Source organism: Microbacterium sp. HM-570 (genome assembly GCF_054165885.1).
In genome coordinates, this window is the sequence record NZ_CM135111.1 from 2,447,386 (window position 1) to 2,466,991 (window position 19,606).

A 19,606-nucleotide genomic window follows, 5' to 3' on the forward strand; every position below is an offset into this window, starting at 1 on the left:
CAGCATCATGCCGCATCGCGAGAACACCCTCGAGGCGGAGACCACGACGGCGGATCTCGCGGCCGGGGACGGGGGCGGTAACACGCCGCCGCCGTCCCCGGCGCGCCGGGCCCGCCCGCGCGGACTCGGCTGGGCGGGCCGACTCGAAGTCCTGATCCTCGTCGGCCCGGCGTTGATCGTCTTCCTGGCTTTCGTCATCTTCCCGGTCCTGATGGCCGCCTACTACGGCTTCTTCAGCTGGGGCGGATACGGACCGGCGACCGATTTCATCGGGTTCCGCAACTACGTCAACATCCTGACGGACCCGGCCTTCATCGAGGCGCTCGGTCACAACGGCTTCATCGTCGTCTTCTCCCTGATTCTGCAGGGACCCGTTGCGATCCTGCTGGCGCTCTTGTTGAACCGACGGATGCGCGGTCAGTCGATCATCCGGGTGCTGATCTTCGTTCCCTATGTGATCGCCGAGGTCGTCGTCGGAACCGGCTGGAGCCTCATGCTCCAGACCAACGGCGCCGTGAACGGCATGCTCGAGAAGCTCGGGCTCGGGGCGCTCCAGCAGGACTGGCTGTCGAATCCCGACATCGCCATCTGGACGCTGATGGTGATCATCACCTGGAAGTACATCGGGTTCGCCGTCATCCTCTTCCTCGCGGGGCTCCAGGGCATTCCCGAGGAGTTGTACGAGGCGGCCGCGCTCGACGGCGCCAGCTTCTGGCAGATGCAGCGTACGATCACGCTTCCCTTGCTCGCCCCGACCATCCGGATCTGGGCGTTCCTGTCGATCATCGGCGCTCTGCAGCTGTTCGACCTCGTCTACATCATCTGGGGCCAGTACGTGGCTGCGACCGCGGGCACCTCGACGATGGCGACGTACATGGTGGCGACCGGTCGCAACGCCGGCAACTTCGGCTACGGCAACGCCGTGGCGGTCGTGCTGTTCGTGATCTCGCTGATCGTCGCCCTGATCTATCAACGCTTCGTGCTGCGCCGTGACACGGCCGGTGCGATCACCGAGGGGAAGCGATGATGGCCACGCTTGCACCGACCGTCTCCCGTCCGACCGCCCGAACCGGACGCGGCCGCGGCGCTGCCAACCGAGCGCGCGGCAACCCCGGCGTCTGGTTCGTCGCGCTGGTCGTGATCGCACTCATGCTCGGGCCCGTGATCTACATCATCATCGGCGGTTTCCGCTCGAACTCCGAGATCACGACCGACCCGGCCGGCTTCCCCTCCGTGTGGAACGTCAACAACTACCTCGATGTGCTCGCGGGCGGGGTGTTCTGGCAGCAGGTCCTCAACTCGACGATCGTCGCGGTCGCCACCAGCGTCGGCGCGGTGACGCTCGGGCTCATGGCCAGCTACGTGCTTGCGCGGTACACATTCCGAGGCCGCGGGGTGCTCTATGCCCTGTTCGCTGCCGGACTGATGTTCCCGCTGACCGTCGCGATCACCCCGCTCTACATCATGGTGAGAAGCCTCGGGCTGATGAACTCGCTCGGGGGGATCATCCTGCCGCAGATCGCATTCGCCCTGCCGGTGACGATCATCATCCTCGTGCCGTTTCTGCGCGCGATCCCCGACGAAATCCAGGAGGCCGCATTCATCGACGGATGCAGCCGGCTGGGGTTCTTCTGGCGGATGGTCGTTCGGCTGTCGATGCCCGGCGTGATCACCACCGGCATCCTGGCGTTCATCGGCAGTTGGAACGCCTATCTGCTGCCCCTGTTCATCTTGAACAACGACGCGATGTTCACGCTGCCTCTCGGGGTGCAGAGCTTCTCGTCGCAGTACTCGGTCGATACGGCGAAGGTCATGGCGTTCACGGCGCTCTCGATGCTGCCGGCCCTGCTGTTCTTCAGCATTTTCGAGCGCCGCATCGTCGGCGGTCTGACGGGAGCGGTCAAGGGATGAGCACGGTTGATATGCCGGCAGCCTCCGCCCGGGTACGGGAGCTTCTCGCGCGCATGACGCTCGAGGAGAAGCTCGCGCAACTGGTCGGGTTCTGGGTCGACAAGGGTGATGAGGCCGTCGCGCCGATGGCCGGAGAGATGTCGGTCGCGGCGCAGTACGAGCAGGCGATCGTGGACGGTATCGGCCACCTCACCCGTGTGTACGGCACCCGCCCGGTCGACCCGGTCGAGCGGGCACAGTGGCTGTGGGAACAGCAGCGGTATCTGCGTGAGAACACCCGCCTCGGCATCCCGGCGATCGTGCACGAGGAGTGCCTGACGGGACTTGCGGCGTGGAAGGCTGCCACGTACCCGACCCCGTTGGCGTGGGGTGCCTCGTTCGATCCGGACCTCGTGGAGGAAGTCGGTCGGGCGATCGGTGGGTCGATGCGCGAGCTCGGCATCCATCAGGGACTCGCGCCCGTGCTCGACGTCATCCGCGACGCCCGGTGGGGGCGGGTCGATGAATGCATCGCCGAAGATCCCTACGTCGTCGGACTGCTCGGAACCGCCTACGTGCGCGGCCTGCAGTCCGCGGGTGTGCACGCGACGCTGAAGCACTTCGTCGGGTATTCCGGGTCGAGATCCGGACGCAACCACGCACCCGTGCACGCCGGGGCGCGCGAGGTGCGGGACGTCCTGCTGCCGCCGTTCGAAATGGCCGTTCGCGAGGGCGGCGTGCGATCGGTGATGAACTCGTACGCCGAGATCGACGGCCTCCCCGTCGGAGGAGTGCCGGACTACCTGACGGGGATCCTCCGCGACGAGTGGGGATTCGACGGCGTCGTGGTCTCGGACTACTTCTCGGTCGCGTTCCTGCACACGATGCACGCGATCGCCGCCGATCTCGGTCAGGCGGCGGAGCTCGCCCTCGCCGCCGGGATCGACGTCGAGCTCCCGACCGGGCACGCGTTCCTGGCGCCGCTGGCCGAACGCATCCGGGCGGGGCTTGCCGACGAGGGACTCGTCGACCGTGCCGTTTTGCGGGTGCTGGCCCAAAAGGACGAACTCGGGTTGCTCGACGAGACGTTCGATGAGCCTCCCGCGAACGTCGACCTCGACTCGCCCCGCCACCGGGCTCTCGCTCGGCAGCTGGCCGAAGAATCCATCGTCCTGCTTACCAACGACGGTGCGTTGCCCCTACAGGCACCGTCGCGCATCGCGGTCATCGGTCCCAACGCCGACTCGCCCGAGGCCCTCATGGGGTGCTACTCGTTCGCGAATCACGTGCTCGCGCATCACCCCGGGGTGCCTCTCGGGTTCGAGATTCCGAGCGTCCTCGATCGGCTGCGGACGGAGTTCGCGGATGCGTCGATTGTGCACGCCCCCGGATGCGCGGTCGAGGGAGAAGACCGCTCGGGGTTCGCGGCGGCGGTCGAGGCGGCCGCGTCGGCGGACGTTGCGATCGTGGTCGTCGGCGACCGCGCCGGGCTATTCGGGCGTGGCACGGTGGGGGAGGGCAACGACGTCGAGTCGCTGGATCTGCCGGGCGTGCAGCGTGAGCTCGTTGAGGCGGTCGCCGCAACAGGAACCCCGGTCATCCTGACTCTTCTCACGGGTCGCCCCTACGCCCTCGCGTGGGCTGTCGAAGATGCTGATGCGCCGGCCGCGGTCGTGCAGGCATTCTTCCCCGGTGAAGAGGGCGGATCGGCGCTCGCCGGTGTCCTGTCTGGCCGCGTCGCGCCCTCGGGACGCTTGCCCGTATCGCTGCCGCGTTCGGCGGGGGCGCAGCCGTACTCGTACCTGCATCCGATGCTCGGCGGTCCGAGCCCCGTCACGAGCGCAGACAACGCTCCCGTTCTGCCGTTCGGGCACGGCCTGACCTACACACGATTCGAGCGTTCGGCGCTCACCACCCCGACGGCTGTGCCCGCCGAGGGGGAGTTCGAGGCGAGCGTCCGTGTGACCAACGTCGGTACCCGCGCGGGGACGGATGTCGTGCAGCTCTACGCGCACGACGTGTACGCCAGCGTGACCCGCCCGGTCGCGCAACTGCTCGCGTTCCAGCGCATCGCGCTCGAGCCGGGGGAGTCGGCCGTCGTCACCTTCACCGTTCCGACCTCGCGGCTCGCGTTCACCGGTCGCGAGGGATATCGCCTCGTCGAGGCAGGGACGATCGAGGTCTGGGTCGGGGCATCGTGCGCCGAGCGCGAGACCGAGACGGTCGTCGACATCGTCGGCCCAGATCACCGCGTCGGCAAGGAGGACCGCCTGATCGTCCGGGTGCAGACCGCGGCGGTGGGCGACCCGACTCGCGTCTGAGCGCCGACGATCGCCCCCTCTCGTCGGGAAGGATGGCGACAGACAAGCCCGGCGCGCGACCGCATGCGCCACCGAGAGGACCACACCTGTGACCCAGCACCTGCGCGTCGCCGTCATCGGCACCGGTTTCATGGGGCGGATGCACGCCCATGCGTGGCGGAGCGCCCATCGATTCTTCGACCTGCCGCAGACTCCTGCTTTGCGGGTCCTCGTGGGGACGGATGCGGACCGGACCGCGCAGGCCGCGTCGCGCTGGGGGTTCGATGAAGCGGCGACGGACTGGCGGAGTGTGATCGAGCGCGATGACATCGACGTCGTCGACATCTGCACTCCGGGCGACACGCACGCCGAGATCGCGCTCGTCGCGCTCGCCGCGGGCAAACACGTGATGTGCGAGAAACCCCTCGCGAACGATGTCGCCGACGCCGACCGCATGGTGGCCGCCGCCGATGCCGCGACCGCCCGCGGTGTGGTCAGCATGTGCGGGTTCAGCTATCGACGGACCCCCGCGCTCGCGCTCGCCCGACGACTGGTCGAGGACGGGCGGATCGGCGAGGTGCGACACGTGCGGGCCCAGTATCTGCAGGACTGGCTGAGCGATTCCGAGGCGCCTTTCACCTGGCGCCTCGACAAGTCCCGGGCGGGCTCTGGCACGCTGGGCGACATCGGGGCGCACAGCATCGACACGGCGCAGTGGTTGACGGGCGATGACATCGTCGGTGTTTCGGCCATGCTCCGCACCTTCGTTCCCACACGTCCCGTGCTGGAGGAGCAGGTCGGACTGGGCGGCCGGGCGCGCGCCGATGCACAGCGCCGTTCCGTGACGGTCGATGACGCGGCCGCCTTCACCGCGGAGTTCGCCGGGGGAGCGCTGGGCGTTTTCGAGGCGACCCGGCTGGCGACCGGCCACCGCAATTCGAAGCGCGTCGAGATCAACGGGGACCGCGGGTCGGTCGCTTTCGACTTCCGCTCGATGAACGAGCTCGACTTCTACGACGGCCGCGACCCGCTGGGCGAGCAGGGTTTCCGGCGGATCCAGGCCAATGAGCCGGAGCATCCGTACGCCGACGCCTGGTGGCCAGCGGGTCACGGTCTCGGGTACGAGCATCTCTTCACGCACCAGGTGGTCGATCTCGTACGCGCCATCGCGGGCGAGGGAAAGGTCGCGCCGACCTTCGCCGAGGCGGCGCGCGTGCAGCGCGTTCTCGCCGCCGTCGAGCGGAGCGCAGCCCAACAGAGCATGTACGTCCCTGTCGAAGGAGAGAACGCATGAGCGCGCGCAGGGCATTGATCGTTCGCGGGGGGGTGGGAGGGCCACAGCCCGGTGGAGGCGACGGATCTGTTCGTCCCCTTCCTCGAGAGCCACGGCTTCACGGTTCGCATCGAGGACTCGAACGAGGTCTACGCCGATGAGGCGGTCATGGCCGAGGTCGACCTGGTGGTGCAGTCGGTCACCATGTCGGAGATCTCGCGCGAAGCTTTCGCCGGGCTCCGCGCCGCGGTCGAACGCGGCACGGGACTCGCCGGGTGGCACGGCGGCATCGCCGACTCGTACCGGAACAACTCCGACTACCTGCAGCTGATCGGCGGACAGTTCGCCACGCATCCGTCGAAGCATCCCGACCGGTGTGTGGGGGATGAAACCGACAACTTCCTGCCTCACTCGATCGAGCTCACCGACCTCGGTCGCGAGCACGACATCATGGCGGGGCTGGAGGATTTCACGCTCAACACGGAGCAGTACTGGGTGCTGCACGACGATCTGATCGACGTCCTCGCCACGACGACGCATCCGGTGCAGCCCTATCACCCGTGGCATCGACCGATCACGTCGCCCGCGGTGTGGACGCGGCTGTGGGGCGCGGGACGCGTTTTCGTCGCAACACCCGGGCACAGCCTCGACGTGCTGCGCGACGACAACGTCCGGACGATCATCGAACGGGGGATGCTGTGGGCCAGCCGCACGGAATCGGCATAGTCGGACTGGGGGTCATCTCGCGTCAGTACCTGGCGACGCTGCAGGATCTGCCGGGCATCCGGATCGTCGCGACGGCCGACCTGGACGCGACTCGTGCCGCGGCGGTCGCCGCCGAGATCCCCGGCTGTCGCGCCGTGACCGTCGATGAGCTCGTCGCCGACCCGGCTGTGCAGACGGTCATCAACCTCACGATCCCCGGGGCGCACGCCGAAGTCGCGTTGGCTGCTCTCGCGCGGGGCAAGAACGTGTACGGCGAGAAGCCGCTCGCGGCGACGTTCGTCGAGGCCATCGGGATGATGGATGCCGCGGGCACCGCGTGGATCGGCGCGGCTCCCGATACCGTGCTCGGCACCGGAATCCAGACCGCGCGTGATGCGATCGACTCGGGGGTCATCGGTCGCCCTACCGCAGCCTCGGCGACGTGGGTTTCGGCGGGACACGAGGCGTGGCATCCGCACCCGGACTTCTACTACCGCGACGGCGGCGGCCCGCTGTTGGATATGGGCCCGTACTACCTCACCTCGCTCGTGCACCTGCTGGGACCGGTGACGCAGGTATCGGGCTCGTCGTCCCGCACGCGCGACACACGGCGCATCGGCTCGGGGCCGCGCGTCGGTGAGATCATCCCGGTCGAAGTCGACACGCATGTGGCCGGTGTGCTCGAGCATCTCGGCGGTGCCGTGTCGACCGTCACATTCAGCTTCGACGCGGCGGCGACCACCGCGGCACCGCTCGAGGTCCACGGCGAGGCGGGAAGTCTGACGGCGCCCGACCCGAACCTGTTCGAGGGCGAGGTGCGCGTGCGCGGTCTCGGCCACGAGACCTGGACCGTGCTTCCGCCGAGCGCCGGATATGCGGGCGCCGGGCGCGGTATCGGCGTCATCGACTTCCTGCGCGGTGGCGATCGCGCGAGCGGGGCGATGGCCTTGCACGTCCTCGAGATCATGACGGCTCTCCTCGACTCCGCCCGCGAGGGCCGCCGGATCGCCCTGCAGACGACGATTGAGCGTCCCCCGTTCGTCCCCCTCACGTCCCACGACGAATGGAGCACGACACGACCGCTCCAGCACGCGCGGTCATCGACCTCGACGTGAATTCGTAGAGAAGCTGCATCCGAATCGGCCCCTGGTTCCGAATAACACTGTGAGAACAATGCGCTCGGGTCCGCTCACGACACCGCTCGCGAGCTGGCCCATGACCGAGGGGCTGTGGTGATCATGGCAAAGAAGCCGGATCAGACGACGATCGTCGAGTACGACCGTGCCGGGGACGCCGACGTCCTCGAGCTGAGAACACAACCGCTCCCACCGCCCGCGCCGGGCGAGGTCACCGTCCAGGTGATCTGTGCGGGCATCAGTCACATCGACGGGTTCATCCGCGCGGGTCGCGAGACGGATTGGGACGAGCCCTGGCCGCGACGTTCCGGGAGCGAATTCGCGGGGATGGTCGTGGCGGTGGGTGAAGACGCCGGGAGCTTTCGCGTCGGCTCAGACGTCATCGGGCACGTGCGGGCGGGGGCGCACGCGACATTCGTGAACGTCCCGGTGGCGGCTCTGGTCATGAAGCCGAAGTCCCTCACCTGGGAGGCGGCGGGTGGGATGTTCCTGTCGGGATCGACGGCGCTCGATGTGCTCGACGAACTCAAGATCGGTGCCTCCGATGTCGTGGTCATCTCTGCCGCGGCCGGTGGGGTCGGCAGCATTCAGGCCCAAGTGGCCAAACATCGCGGGGCGACGGTGATCGGCACCTGCGGTGACCGCAACTTCGACTACCTGCGCCAGCTCGGCATCAAGCCCGTCCGCTACGGCGAAGGCATCGCCGAGCGCATTCGCAAGGCGACCGGAGGCGCGCAGGTGACGGCCCTGATCGACAACTTCGGCCAGGACGGCCACGCCCTCGCCGAAGAGCTCGGGGTTCCGGCCAGCCGCTACCGTTCGAGCGCCGATCGCCGCGAGGTCGAGCTGCGACTTCTGCGCAGCGACCCCGAATCTGTCGCCCACGCCACCGACACATTGGCTCGTCTGGTCGATATGGCGCAGGCGCGCACGTTCACGTTGCTCGTATCGGGCATCTATCCCCTTCGCCGGATTTCGGAGGCCTACGCCGACCTACGGAAGCTGCACTCGCGCGGCAAGGTGCTGCTCGGCACCAATATGGTGTCGTCGTTCCGCACCCTCAAGGCGCGCGACGTGCACGAAGGGGTGGTCTGATCGGAGTCCACACTGCGGTCGCGTCGGAGGAGACGACAGAAACTCACGGCCCGCTCCCAGCTTGGCGGGACCAAAACCACGCACTCCTTCGTTCCCTTCAGTGACGCCCCAGCCAGTGGCGTCTTCCCAGGAGGAAAAATGTCACACGACTACCGCGCGACTGCCGATGCGCTCAGTCGCCTTACCCCGGCGCAGCACAGGGTCACACAGGATGACGGCACCGAGCCGCCGTTCCGCAACGAGTACTGGGACCACCACGAAGCGGGCATCTATGTCGATGTCGTCTCGGGTCAGCCCCTGTTCTCATCTCTCGACAAGTACGACAGCGGCACAGGATGGCCGAGCTTCACGCGCCCCATCGAGCCCGCGGCCGTGACCGAGAAGGTCGATGGGATGCTCTGGATGAAGCGCACCGAGGTGCGCTCCGCCGGTGCCGACAGCCACCTCGGCCACGTCTTCGACGACGGTCCTCGCGGGGCGGGGGGCCTGCGCTACTGCATGAACTCGGCGGCGTTGCGCTTCGTGCCCGTCGCGCAGCTCGAGGCCGAGGACTACGGTGAATTCCGCGCCCTCTTCGACAGAAACCTCGCCGACAACACCGACAACACCGACACCACGACCACTCAGGAGCAGGCATCATGACCGATGACGGAAGCATCACCCGCACCCCCGGAACCGAGACGGCTGTCCTCGCCGGCGGCTGTTTCTGGGGCATGGAAGACCTGATCCGCCGCCAGCCCGGTGTTCTCGACACGCGCGTCGGCTACACCGGTGGGCAGAACGATCACGCGACCTATCGCAATCACCCGGGTCACGCCGAGGCGGTCGAGATCGTGTTCGACCCGACGAAGACGACCTATCGCGACATCCTGGCGTTCTTCTTCCAGATCCACGACCCGTCGACGCTGAACCGTCAGGGCAACGACATCGGCTCGAGCTACCGCTCGACGATCTTCCCGCTCAGCCCCGAGCAGGAGTCGGTCGCACGCGACACGATCGCCGACGTGGATGCTTCGGGTCTCTGGCCGGGCAAGGCCGTCACGACGATCGAGCCCGCGGGGCCCTTCTGGGAGGCCGAGCCCGAGCACCAGGACTACCTGCTGCGCATCCCCAACGGCTACACGTGCCACTTCCCCCGCCGGGGATGGGTGCTGCCGAAGCGCGAGGCATCCGCCAGTGTCTGATGCCCGTGTGAACGACGCCTGACGCGTGAACGAAGAAGCCCGCCGCATACTCTGCGGCGGGCTTCTTCGTTGTGCGGGGGATCAGGTCAGGTTCGAGAGCAGCGCGTTGCCGCCCGCGATGAGAAGTGCCCACAGGGGAAGACTGAGTACGGCTCCGACGACGAGTCCGCGGAGCGCCGAGGTGCCCTCGGCTCGCTCGACGGCGTACTCGCGAACCCACGCCTCCGTGGGGTGCGAGAGGCGCGCGGGGTCGCTCGTGGCGATAGACGACATGGAACGCCGTCACTTTCTCCCCGTTAACTCCCCAGAGCCGGTAGGTACATGAGAACTATATGAGAGGCCTGTCATAAATGACAAGGCTTCCGTCGCGGACCGACCAGCGGCCGGTCCGCGACGACGCTAGCGCCGCCGGGCGATCCGCGCGCCCCGCGCGATGAAGAAGAACGCCGCACCGGCGGCCAGTAGCGCGCCGCCGAGCACGATCGGAAGGGTCGGATCGGAGCCCGATTCCGCGAGTTGTTCGCCCGCCGCCACCGCGACCGTGGGCGCCGCGATCACGACGGTGTACGTCGCGGAGGCGTCAGCTGATGTGCCGTTCGAGGCGGTGACGGTGAAGGTGTAGGTACCCGGAGTGGTCGGGGTTCCTGAGATGGTGCCGCTCGTGGCGTCGAGGCCGAGGCCCGTCGGCAACGTGCCGCCCGTGATCGAGTAGGTCGGGGTGGGGGTTCCGGACGCGGTCACCGTATACGAGTACTCCGTGCCCGCGGTGCCCGCCGTGGGGCCGGCCGAGGTGATCGTCGGGGTCGTGGTGACGGTGCCGCCCGTGGCGGAGCAGCCGCTGGGCCGCGTGATCGTGTCGCTGATCAGGGTGACGGCGTCTTGGGCGAGCAAGCGCCCTGCAACGGTGGCATTTGCGCCGACTGAGATCGACTCCTGTGCCATGACGGTGCCGACGAAATCTGCCCCTCCGTTAATCGTGGCCGAGCTGCCGACCTGCCAGAAGACGTTGCAAGCGTTGGCCCCGCCCGTGAGCGTAACCTCCGCGGTTCCCGCGATGACTAGTGAGGACGTTGACTGGAAGACCCACACCGAGTCGACGTTGCCGCCGCCATCCAGTGTCAGGTTGCCCGTGAGTGAGAGAGGAAAGCCCCGATAAACTCCAGGTACGAGCGAAAGGTCGGTCAAATCGCCCGCGCTTTGCGGGGCCGGAGTCAGGGAGGCGGCGACTCCGTATGCGATGGTGAGGTCGGCCTGAGCCTGGTCCGCGACAGAAAGAGGCACGACGACGCCGACGCGCGGCAGCTGAACGTTCTCATAACCGGTAACGGCCAAGCCGGGGCTTACGCCGATGTCGCCATTGATGACCGACTCGGGAGGAGTGCCGTCGGGCGAGATCGTCACCGTGGACCCGGCGAGGACCGCGAACGGCTCAGCGGTGCCCAGGCCGATCGGGCCATCGATCGTCGTGTCGGCGTATGCCGCAGTGGGAAGGATCGCGACGCCGATGACGGCGACGGATGCGAGGAGGACTGCGCCTCGGTGAATGAACTTTTGGACCATGGTCGAGGTCCCTTCCTTTGTCAGGAGGGAAACGCCGAGGACCCCGGTCAAACACGTCTACCTATCCCAATAGGTATCACGGGCCGTGATGCCACGGGGGAATCGGACACAACCGATGCACGATCGACACCTGATGTTGGTGCGTGGGACACACGGCCAGCAGACAATCCCGGCGGAGATCCGCTCCGAATAAACGGCATGGAACTGATCGCCGACGAGACCGTCTTCGGGCTCGAGCGCCTCGTCGTCGAGACGTCGCTGGGACCCGTCGTCGTCCGCGCGGGACGCCGCACCAGCGAGACCGCGACGATCCTCGTGCACGGCGCGGCCGGATCCTGGACGACCTGGACGCCACTGCTCTCGTATGCCGACGGGCGCGGGCTGCCGTTGGCCGATCTGGTCATCCCCGATCTGCCGGGCTGGGGCGAGTCGGCGGCGCCCGACTGGCAGGGCGCCGGGATCGGCGAATACGCCGGGGCCATCGTCGAGATCGCGCTCGCGCTCGGCTACCGCCACTGGCATCTCGTCGGTCATTCGCTCGGCGGATTCTTGGCGCTTGACCTGGCCGTGCGCACACCGGGGGCGACGGCATCCGTGGTGTTGGTCTCGCCGACGGGACCCGCGGTCGTCGAGGCGGTGCGAAGGCCGGTGCGGGGTGGCATTCGTCTGCCGTGGTTCGCGGGAATGCTGCTCGCGACGCGCATCCTCGACGCTCTCGGGAGCGTCGGCGTCGTGCGCGGTCTGCGTCGCATCGGGATGCTTCGGCTTCTCTCGAGCCCGCTGTTCGCCGATCGGGGTGTGATCGACGCGAGCGTGATCGGTGCTTTCGCCGACGAGCTGCGGCCGGACTCGTTCGTGCACGCTGCGCGGGCCGTGGCGGGCTACGACCTGCGACACTTCGAGCTGATCGGGTGTCCGGTCCGGTCGGTGCGCGGTCAGCGGGATGCCTTCTCATCCGACTCCGACAGCGACTGGTTCGCGCGGACGATTCCGGACTTCCGAGAGCAGCGGGTGCCGGATGCGGGGCACTTCGCCGCGATCGAATCGCCCGGAGTCGTGCTCCAGACCATCGCGGCTAATCTTCCGCGCCTCCGAACTTAGGGGTACGGATGCTCCCGCAGCAGCGTCGCCAGATGTACCGCGTTCCGGGCCAGCGTGGTCGTGGCGCTCGACACTGCCTCGGGCGTCTCGTCGAGATCCTGATAGTCGACCGCCTGCATCGCCTCGCCGACCCAGTACGTGCCGCCCTGCGCGGGCAGGGTGAACCCGACGTCCGAGAGACCCTGGTAGAGGTCCGAGGTCGCCTTGTGCGCACCGTCCTCGTTGCCGACGATTCCGGTCACCGCGACCTTGCCGAAGAGGATCGGGCGGCCCGCGTCGTCCGTCTCGGACAGCTCGGCGTCGAGGCGTTCGAGCACCCCCTGCGCGGCGCTCGACATGTGACCCATCCAGATGGGCGTGCAGAGGACGAGGATGTCGGACGCCAAGACCTGTTCCCGGATGCGCGGCCAGCCGTCGCCCTCACCCATGTCCTTCTGGACACCGGGTGCGACGTTCTCGTCGATGACACGCACCTGAGCGGTCTGCGCGCCGAGATCGGTAAGGGCCTGCAGGATCTGAGTCGTGAGCAGCTCGGTGCTCGAGGGCTCGGGGGACTTCGTCAGTGTGCAGTTGAGCGCGAGTGCGCGGATTTCGGCCATGGGCCACCTCCTCATCGGGAAGAGCCCAACCTACGATCCGATGTCGGGCCCGGTGAGGGGGTTGACATGCCCGCGCTTTCGGTTCGATTCCGCGCTCAGTCGATGCGCGAGTGCTCGCCGAGGCGGTGCCAGGTGCGGTTGTGGTACACCAGCGCATCGCCCGCCTCGCCCGCGGCGGGGTCGCGCGACAGGCTGGACTGCAGGGCATGCACCGCGAAGATCGTGGAGCCGCCGGCATCCATCCGATTCACCACGGCGCCCCGGACCCACGCCCGCACTCCGTGATAGACCGGTTCGCCGGTGACCAGGCGCGACCACGAATCGGTGTCGGCGAAACGATCAACACCACTCGTCGCGCCCAGGCGGGCGAGCGGCAGATCCTGGGCATCGAGCAGATGCACGACGACGGTGTCCGCCGCGGCGAGGGCGCGGGCACTCGAGGACTGAGCGGAAACCGAGAAAACCAGGAGGGGTGGGTCAGCGCTGACGGATGAGACGGATGTCGCGGTCAGCGCGACGGGACCCGTGCCGTCGTCGGCGGTGATCACGGCGACGCCCCCCGGATGCCCGCGGAAAACGGCCTTGAAGTCATCGGCCGACAGCGAGGGGAATGCGGCCGCGCCCTCGGTGGGCGCGATCCGGTCGGGGGTCGGCTCGGATTCGCTCGTCATCCTCACACGCTATCCCTCGTCTCGGGCAGCGGCTCCGTGATCGCGACGCTCGGCGTAATCTGCCCGTCCATATTCGGGAATCTGTGACACGAGCGAAACAAACCGGGTGCATACTGATCGAGCAGCGTAAGCCGTTGCGGGCCCGCCGGGCCAAAAAACCCCGGTGGTGTGAAGGCGTCGTCAGCCTCGTTCCCGTATTTGCTACGTGCACACGGCGACATGACACCTTCGATTTCCTGTCAATCGGTACAGATGTGAGAAGTGAAATGTCGCTCAAAGTCACGATCGTCGTCGGCAATCCCAAGCCGGCATCCCGCACGCGCAAGGTCGCGGAGCTGCTCGTCGAAAAGCTCCTCGCTCCCGGCTCGTACTCGCTCGGTGTGATCGATCTCGCCGATCACACCGCCGAGATCTTCGCCTGGCCCTCGGAAGGGATGGCGGCGCTCAACGCCTCCGTCGCCGAGAGCGACCTCGTGGTTTTCGCGTCGCCGACGTACAAGGCCACCTACACGGGTCTGCTCAAGGCGTTTCTCGACCGGTACCCGGCGAACGGCCTCGCGGGCGTCACGGCGATCCCGGTGCACACCGGCGCGGACTTCAGCCACGCGATGGGTCCGACCTACAATCTCGCGCCCCTGCTCGTCGAGCTGGGTGCGATGGTTCCGGGTCGTGGCTTCTACCTCTCGCTGACCCAGATGGATCAGCTCGAGGATGTCGTGGGCGCGGCAGCGGCAGAGTACGCGGCCAACCTCGCGCGCCTGGCGGTCGTGGCCGGCGCGACGGCACAACCTCTCACCTGAACCCGATTGCGTCGTCACCGATAGGAGGAAACACCGTGCAGGAGTCAGCTCTCACCCCGGCACCCATCTCGGCACCCACCGCGATCGACGCACGTCTGTTCCGTGACACGCTCGGGCATTACGCATCGGGCATCACGGTCATCAGCGGGCTCGAGGCGGACGAACCCGTCGGCTTCACCTGTCAGTCGTTCTACAGCGTCTCGGTCGATCCGCCCCTCGTCTCGTTCAGCGTCATGCTGACCTCGACGACCTACCCGCGCATCAAGCAGAGCGGACGCTTCGCCGTCAACGTCCTCGCTCACGACCAACTGCACGTCTCCAATCAGTTCGCCCGCAAGGGAACGGACAAGTGGGCGGGCATCGATTGGTCGCCCGCCGGATCCGGCAATCCCGTCATCCACGACACCCTCATGTGGGTGGACTGCGAACTGTGGGACGAGTACGTCGCCGGCGATCACCTGATCGTGATCGGCAAGGTCGTCGAGATGAGCGCGCCCGAGTGGCACACGCGCGAGCCGCTGCTCTACTTCAAGGGCTCGTACCGGCATCTCCGCGAGGCCGACCAGCTCGCGAGTTGAACGCATCTCCTGTCGGAACGGCGGCGCGGGTTCGGGCCGCCGTTCCGACAGACTGAGCGCATGACGACGGCAGCGCCCGCCCGGGCCACCTACGAACACCGATGGCCGGCCATCGTCGGTGTGCTCGTCGTGATGGTCCTGTGGCTGCTGCTGCCCAGCTTCTTCTTCGCGCCCTTGCGTGGGGTCGCGGTCCTCGTCTGCGCCCTGCTCGTGATTCCGCTGGTCGTGCTGAACCCGCATCATCTGGTGCGGCAGACGGCGTGGTCGCGGGGGATGTCGGTTGCGCTGGCCTTTGTGCTTCTGGCCGTCACCCAGGTGCTGCTCGTGCAGCTCGTCTACGAACTGCTGACGGCTCCCGTGAGCGATGGGTTCAGCATCCTCCTCGCCGCTCTCCAGCTCTGGGTCACGAACGCGATCGCATTCGGACTGCTCTACTGGGAGCTCGATCTCGGGGGACCCGTCGCCCGAGCGCGCGGACCGCGCGATGCCACCCGCGCGGACTTCCTGTTTCCGCAGGACGCGACCTCGGGCTTTGAGGCGTGGCGCCCTCGGTACTTCGACTACTTCTACATCTCGCTGACGGCTGGCATCGCGTTCTCGCCAGCCGATGCCCTTCCGATCACGCGTCGCGCCAAGGCGTTCATGGGCGTCGAAGCGCTCGCGGGGTTCATCATGTCGGTGCTGGTGATCGCCCGCGCGGTCTCGGCGATCGCCTGACCCTCTGGTCCATCGCCGCGTCAGCACGGGCGATCGCCTGTTTTCGGATGCGTGCTCCCGACGGGTTTGTCAGGCCGTGGCGGCGAAGTCCGCGCGCGCACGGGCGAGCGGAATGAGTTGCTCGCGCAGGTAGCCCGCGTAGCCCCCCGACGTGCGTCCGAACGGCCGCCCGCTCGTCTGCACCCACGCTTCGTCGGACGCCTCGACGTGTGCGCCGTACGTCAGCGCCTCAGCGACGAGCCACACGTCCTCGTGCTCGAGAACGGGCTCGAAGCCCCCGGCGGCGACGAGCGTGCTCGCTCGTGTGCCGAGGTTCGCGCCGTGCACGTGACCGTTGGCCGTGCCGGGAACATGGGTCGCCCACCAGGCCGCGATCTGCTCGGCGGACAGGTCGCGGAAGTCGGGTCGGACGGTGCCGACCACGATATCCGCGCCGCCCGTCGCGAGCTCCCACTGGTGGGTCAACCAGTTCGCGGGGACGACCGAATCGGCATCCGTGTGCGCGATCCACAGGCGCCGCGGGGGCTCGTACTCGTGCGCGGCGAGTGCGGCCGCCACCCCCGCAGCCCGTGCCGCCCCGACGCCCCGCGCCGCGGGTACGATCGCATCGGCCCCCGCGGCGATCGCGATACGTGCGGTCTCGTCGGAGCAAGCATCCAGCGCGACGTGCACGCTCACACGCTCGACCAGCCCACGGGCGCGGGCGACCGCGGTGCGGATCGAGTCCAGGCACGCGCCGATCAGCTCTTCCTCGTCGTGCGCCGGGATGACGACCGCGAGAGCGGTGGGCGCCGTCACGGTGCGAGGCCCGCGGCGCGGGCCACCGACGGTGCGTCGGCGCGAACCAGCACATCGAGGAAGAAGTCCTCTTCGTCGTGGCGGGCGAGCAAACGCATCCCCGGCAGCGAACGGAGGGCAGTGTGCACCTCGTCGGCGGTGCCCGGATATTCGGCGACAGGGTGGCGCCAGTGACACGCGACCAACACGCCGTCCGCCGACAGGCTGGACAGCGTCCGGTCCGCGGCATCGAGCAGGTCGGCGGGGCTCCAGTAGTAGCCGATCTCCGACATCACGATGAGGTCGAACTCGCCCTCGGGCCATTCCTGGGGGAGGGTCGCTCTTTCGAGTCGGATGTCGGGATGTCCGTCGAGGCGCTCGCGGGCGCGGGCGAGAGCTGTCTCGGATGCATCGAGCGCGAGCACGCGGTCTGCGCGCTCCGCCAGCCCCCGGGTGAGCGCACCCGTCGCGCACCCGAGTTCGAGCGCATCGCGGAAACGGGGCCGGGGCAATGCGGCGAGGACGAGCCCCCGCTTGCGCTCTTCGTACCAGCGGGTGTCGAATCCCCACGGGTCGTCGTGGCGCGCGTAGAAGTCGTCGAAGAAGGCGGGCGCGAGGCTCTCCCGTTCGCCTTCGGTCTTGCCCTGGGTTGCCTCTGTTTCTGCCGCTGCGACGGGGGCCGTGGGTGTTATGAAGACCTCGACGGCGCGTTCGAAGTGCGCGCGCATGCCGTCGTGGATGAGCGCCTCATCGCCGGGGGCCGACGACAGCGGCCGCACCTGCGTTGCGTGCAGCTGGACCGCCCGCCGCTTCGCCGAACGAGCGGTCGGATCGAGCGTCAGGACGCTCCAGCCGTGGGTCTCGACATCGGCCGGATGCGCCCAGTGCGAGAGCCAGATCGGATATCCCAGGCTCCTATGGCCGAGCTCGGCGGCGAGGGCTTCGGTGACCTCACCCAGCACGCGGTGGTCACGGTGACCGTCGCCGCTCCAGGGCGAAACCACAAGCGTGCGGTCGGGCGCATCATCCGTCGACTGCGCGACGATCGCCGACCGTACGAGCTGCGAGAGGCGCTGTCGGCGCTCGCGCAGGTGGCCGTCGGGCAGACCGAGAAAACTCAGGGCGCTGCCCGGTGCGAGCTGGTCGATCGCTCGGGCGAGCTCGACCCGGCGTTCCCGCGCGAGTGCCTCACGGGGCCAGGTCGGCGAGTCGGGGTGCGAGCCGTCACCGTCCGTTGCGACGACGACGATGACGCGGATGCCTCGCGCCGCCGCCGTGGCGATGAGCCCGCCCGCGCCGAGGGTCTCGTCGTCGGGGTGTGCGGCCAGCACGATCACGACGTCAACGTCGAGATCGAGCGAGGTCGCGGTCGCCCACGGGCTCGCATCCTGCCACACGGACTCGAGCGTGCCGGGCTCGCGGTGGTCGAACGTGACGCTCACGCGCTGCGCTCGAGCATCCGGCCGAGCCGGGCGAGGTCGCGCTCGGCGTGGTGCTGGCGCAGATAGATGCGCAGATCTCCGACACGGCGCGCGTGCGCCTCGTCGGACGCGAGGGGCGCCGGACCGAGCGCGCGGTCGGCAACGGCGAGCACGGTCTCGACGGCATCCGCCACGATCGCCCGCACCCGCTCGCTGATCAGCCGCACCGGCGCGGGATCCGGGAGATCGGCCCGCCTTGCCGCATCGGCGAGGGCCACCTGCGCGGCCCACATGCGGGCGTCCGCGGTGCCGTAGTACGTGTGCGCGAGCTGGTCCGCGTCGGGGTGCGCCGCGGCTCGGGCGAGGGCATCGAGGATCGGGAGCGCGCCACCCCACCAGCACGCGGCCACACCGACTCCGCCCCACCAGAAGCCCTCTCGGCGGAGGTACCACCCGTCATCACCGACAGCCAGCGCTCCGGCGCCGACGAACTCGACCGGTGTGCTCCGGATCTGCGCGAGACCGCGCGAGACCCAGGTTTCGCGCTGCGGCTGAACGGCGGGGTCACCCATCGCGACGACGAAGAGCCGTCGCTCGTCCGGGCCGGTCCAGGCCGTGACGAGAGCGTGCGAGACCCGATCGGCCAACGAGCACCACGGTTTGACGCCGGTCAGGGTCCACGAACCGTCCTCGCCGCGCCGCGCCTCGAGGCGCGCATCATCGGCCTCGGCCGCGAAGACTCCCCACGATGAGTACGGGTCGACGCCCATCCGGGCCAGGTCAGTGGGCGTCGTGAGACCCTCGGCCGAGGCATCCGCCAGGATCGCGAGTGCATCGAGATGCGGCTCGAGCACCCGGCCACCCGCGACATCCGCCCGGGATGTCGTGGCCAGCGTCTCCCAGCGCTCTCGCGTGCGTCCGAGCCCCGGCGTCGGCACGGCGGCGCCGAGCTCGACGGCCCAGTCGATGGTCGCATCGACGTGCATTCCGAAGCCGACGACCGCCCGGAGCGTGACCTCGGCCCTGGTCGCGGCCAAGCCGGGCTCGCCCTCGTCCAGGGACAGCGCGGTCGGAACCGCCCGCGGTGCCCCGTCGTCGACCAGCGCCCCGTCGGCGACCAGCGCTTCGCTCACTTCGCGGGCGTGCGGTTCTCGGCGCTCACCATCCAGGCGAACTGCTCGAGGCTTTCGAGCACGGCGTGCAGGATGTCTGCGCTCGTCGGGTCCTCGTCGTCGATGGGGTCGTGCACCTCGCGCACGGTCGAGATCGTCGCCTCGAGGCGCTCGGTGATCAGATCGATCGTCTCTGTCGTGTCGACCTCACCGTGAGGGAACTCCGGCAGGGTGGTCGTCTCGGCCACGGTGTCGGAACGGCCGTCCGGCACGGCGTGCAGCGCGCGCATCCGCTCGGCCACCGTGTCGCTGAAGCCGCGCGCGGCCTCGATGATGTCGTCGAGCTGACGGTGGGTGTCGCGGAAGTTCGTGCCCACGACGTTCCAGTGGGCCTGCTTGCCCTGCAGCTGCAGTTCGAGCAAATCGACGAGCACCTTCTGCAGGTTATCGCTGAGCGCCTTCGAGGCCTGGAAGCCGCTCTCGGCATTCTGCTCGTTCGTCAGCGCGGCTCCGGCGCCGCCCTTTGCGGGTCGGCGCTGTCCGCGCTTCGCGGTCGTGTTGCTCGCGCTGGTCTTGGTCGATGTCGTAGCCATCGGATGCTCCTCTCGGGCGGCCGGGGGCCGCTTCGGATTCCACGGTATGGCCGCCCCCGTTTCGCGGTGCGGGGGTTGCCGGGGCGGACCGGGA

The 19,606-nt window shown here is 68.4% G+C and carries 20 protein-coding genes and 1 pseudogene; 13 read left to right on the plus strand and 8 right to left on the minus strand.

What is annotated here, in order from left to right; translation table 11 throughout:
• Positions 1-7 precede the first annotated feature (7 nt).
• The 9 genes and pseudogenes from ACT9TC_RS11715 (at position 8) to msrA (ending at position 9,583) form a co-directional block, all read left to right on the plus strand.
• Entirely contained in the window at positions 8-1,027 is a 1,020-nt protein-coding gene (locus ACT9TC_RS11715) for a carbohydrate ABC transporter permease (RefSeq protein WP_458040669.1), read from the plus strand.
• Entirely contained in the window at positions 1,024-1,911 is an 888-nt protein-coding gene (locus tag ACT9TC_RS11720; RefSeq protein ID WP_458040670.1) for a carbohydrate ABC transporter permease, read from the plus strand. The genes ACT9TC_RS11715 and ACT9TC_RS11720 overlap by 4 nt, the downstream gene beginning before the upstream one ends.
• Positions 1,908-4,211: a beta-xylosidase/alpha-l-arabinosidase gene (locus ACT9TC_RS11725; RefSeq protein ID WP_458040671.1), complete on the plus strand. Its 2,304-nt coding sequence runs from the start codon at positions 1,908-1,910 to the stop codon at positions 4,209-4,211. Before ACT9TC_RS11720 ends, ACT9TC_RS11725 begins: the two co-directional genes overlap by 4 nt.
• Positions 4,212-4,299: 88 nt before the next feature.
• Complete coding sequence (locus tag ACT9TC_RS11730) at positions 4,300-5,484, plus strand: Gfo/Idh/MocA family protein (protein WP_458040672.1); 1,185 nt, start codon at positions 4,300-4,302, stop codon at positions 5,482-5,484.
• Positions 5,481-6,189, plus strand: a pseudogene (locus ACT9TC_RS11735) (ThuA domain-containing protein). The gene ACT9TC_RS11730 and the pseudogene ACT9TC_RS11735 overlap by 4 nt, the downstream one beginning before the upstream one ends.
• Entirely contained in the window at positions 6,162-7,283 is a 1,122-nt protein-coding gene (locus ACT9TC_RS11740; protein ID WP_458040673.1) for a Gfo/Idh/MocA family protein, read from the plus strand. The pseudogene ACT9TC_RS11735 and the gene ACT9TC_RS11740 overlap by 28 nt, the downstream one beginning before the upstream one ends.
• 123 nt (positions 7,284-7,406) lie before the next feature.
• Entirely contained in the window at positions 7,407-8,399 is a 993-nt protein-coding gene (locus ACT9TC_RS11745; RefSeq protein WP_458040674.1) for an NADP-dependent oxidoreductase, read from the plus strand.
• 138 nt (positions 8,400-8,537) lie between these two features.
• Positions 8,538-9,041 carry a peptide-methionine (R)-S-oxide reductase MsrB gene (gene msrB, locus ACT9TC_RS11750; protein WP_458040675.1) on the plus strand — a complete coding sequence of 168 codons (504 nt, stop codon included), beginning with the start codon at positions 8,538-8,540 and terminating at the stop codon, positions 9,039-9,041.
• Complete coding sequence (gene msrA / locus ACT9TC_RS11755) at positions 9,038-9,583, plus strand: peptide-methionine (S)-S-oxide reductase MsrA (protein ID WP_458040676.1); 546 nt, start codon at positions 9,038-9,040, stop codon at positions 9,581-9,583. The genes msrB and msrA overlap by 4 nt, the downstream gene beginning before the upstream one ends.
• An 81-nt stretch (positions 9,584-9,664) precedes the next feature.
• Here the strand turns inward: msrA and ACT9TC_RS11760 are convergent, their stop codons facing one another.
• Complete coding sequence (locus ACT9TC_RS11760) at positions 9,665-9,856, minus strand: hypothetical protein (RefSeq protein ID WP_458040677.1); 192 nt, start codon at positions 9,854-9,856, stop codon at positions 9,665-9,667.
• Between the two features lie 126 nt (positions 9,857-9,982).
• The gene (locus ACT9TC_RS11765) at positions 9,983-11,143 is read right to left on the minus strand and encodes an ice-binding family protein (protein WP_458040678.1); all 1,161 of its coding nucleotides are present in this window, start codon (positions 11,141-11,143) and stop codon (positions 9,983-9,985) included.
• Between the two features lie 198 nt (positions 11,144-11,341).
• On the opposite strand from ACT9TC_RS11765, the gene ACT9TC_RS11770 reads away from it, so the two are divergent.
• Positions 11,342-12,244, plus strand: coding sequence for an alpha/beta fold hydrolase (locus ACT9TC_RS11770; RefSeq protein ID WP_458040679.1), 903 nt, complete (start codon positions 11,342-11,344; stop codon positions 12,242-12,244).
• Here ACT9TC_RS11770 and ACT9TC_RS11775 read toward each other — a convergent pair.
• Complete coding sequence (locus tag ACT9TC_RS11775; protein ID WP_458040680.1) at positions 12,241-12,843, minus strand: flavodoxin family protein; 603 nt, start codon at positions 12,841-12,843, stop codon at positions 12,241-12,243. The two genes, ACT9TC_RS11770 and ACT9TC_RS11775, sit on opposite strands and share 4 nt — an antisense overlap.
• Before the next feature lie 95 nt (positions 12,844-12,938).
• Positions 12,939-13,514 (minus strand): flavin reductase family protein, encoded by a 576-nt coding sequence (locus tag ACT9TC_RS11780; RefSeq protein WP_458040681.1) that lies wholly within the window; start codon positions 13,512-13,514, stop codon positions 12,939-12,941.
• Between the two features lie 266 nt (positions 13,515-13,780).
• Between ACT9TC_RS11780 and ACT9TC_RS11785 the strand changes: the two genes are divergently transcribed.
• The 3 genes from ACT9TC_RS11785 to ACT9TC_RS11795 are packed head-to-tail and all read left to right on the plus strand — an operon-like array spanning position 13,781 to position 15,609.
• The gene (locus tag ACT9TC_RS11785) at positions 13,781-14,314 is read left to right on the plus strand and encodes an NADPH-dependent FMN reductase (RefSeq protein ID WP_458040682.1); all 534 of its coding nucleotides are present in this window, start codon (positions 13,781-13,783) and stop codon (positions 14,312-14,314) included.
• A gap of 35 nt (positions 14,315-14,349) precedes the next feature.
• The gene (locus ACT9TC_RS11790) at positions 14,350-14,892 is read left to right on the plus strand and encodes a flavin reductase family protein (RefSeq protein ID WP_458040683.1); all 543 of its coding nucleotides are present in this window, start codon (positions 14,350-14,352) and stop codon (positions 14,890-14,892) included.
• Positions 14,893-14,952: 60 nt separating this feature from the next.
• Positions 14,953-15,609 (plus strand): DUF1345 domain-containing protein, encoded by a 657-nt coding sequence (locus ACT9TC_RS11795; protein WP_458040684.1) that lies wholly within the window; start codon positions 14,953-14,955, stop codon positions 15,607-15,609.
• 69 nt (positions 15,610-15,678) lie between these two features.
• Here ACT9TC_RS11795 and ACT9TC_RS11800 read toward each other — a convergent pair whose 3' ends face one another.
• Genes ACT9TC_RS11800 through ACT9TC_RS11815 form a run of 4 tightly spaced genes read right to left on the minus strand, consistent with a single transcriptional unit; the run spans position 15,679 to position 19,512 of the window.
• Entirely contained in the window at positions 15,679-16,407 is a 729-nt protein-coding gene (locus ACT9TC_RS11800) for a glycosyltransferase (RefSeq protein WP_458040685.1), read from the minus strand.
• Entirely contained in the window at positions 16,404-17,828 is a 1,425-nt protein-coding gene (locus ACT9TC_RS11805; protein WP_458040686.1) for a PIG-L family deacetylase, read from the minus strand. The genes ACT9TC_RS11800 and ACT9TC_RS11805 overlap by 4 nt, the downstream gene beginning before the upstream one ends.
• The gene (locus tag ACT9TC_RS11810; protein ID WP_458040687.1) at positions 17,825-18,940 is read right to left on the minus strand and encodes an acyl-CoA dehydrogenase; all 1,116 of its coding nucleotides are present in this window, start codon (positions 18,938-18,940) and stop codon (positions 17,825-17,827) included. Before ACT9TC_RS11810 ends, ACT9TC_RS11805 begins: the two co-directional genes overlap by 4 nt.
• Positions 18,937-19,512 carry a Dps family protein gene (locus ACT9TC_RS11815; RefSeq protein WP_458040688.1) on the minus strand — a complete coding sequence of 192 codons (576 nt, stop codon included), beginning with the start codon at positions 19,510-19,512 and terminating at the stop codon, positions 18,937-18,939. Before ACT9TC_RS11815 ends, ACT9TC_RS11810 begins: the two co-directional genes overlap by 4 nt.
• Positions 19,513-19,606 lie beyond the last annotated feature (94 nt).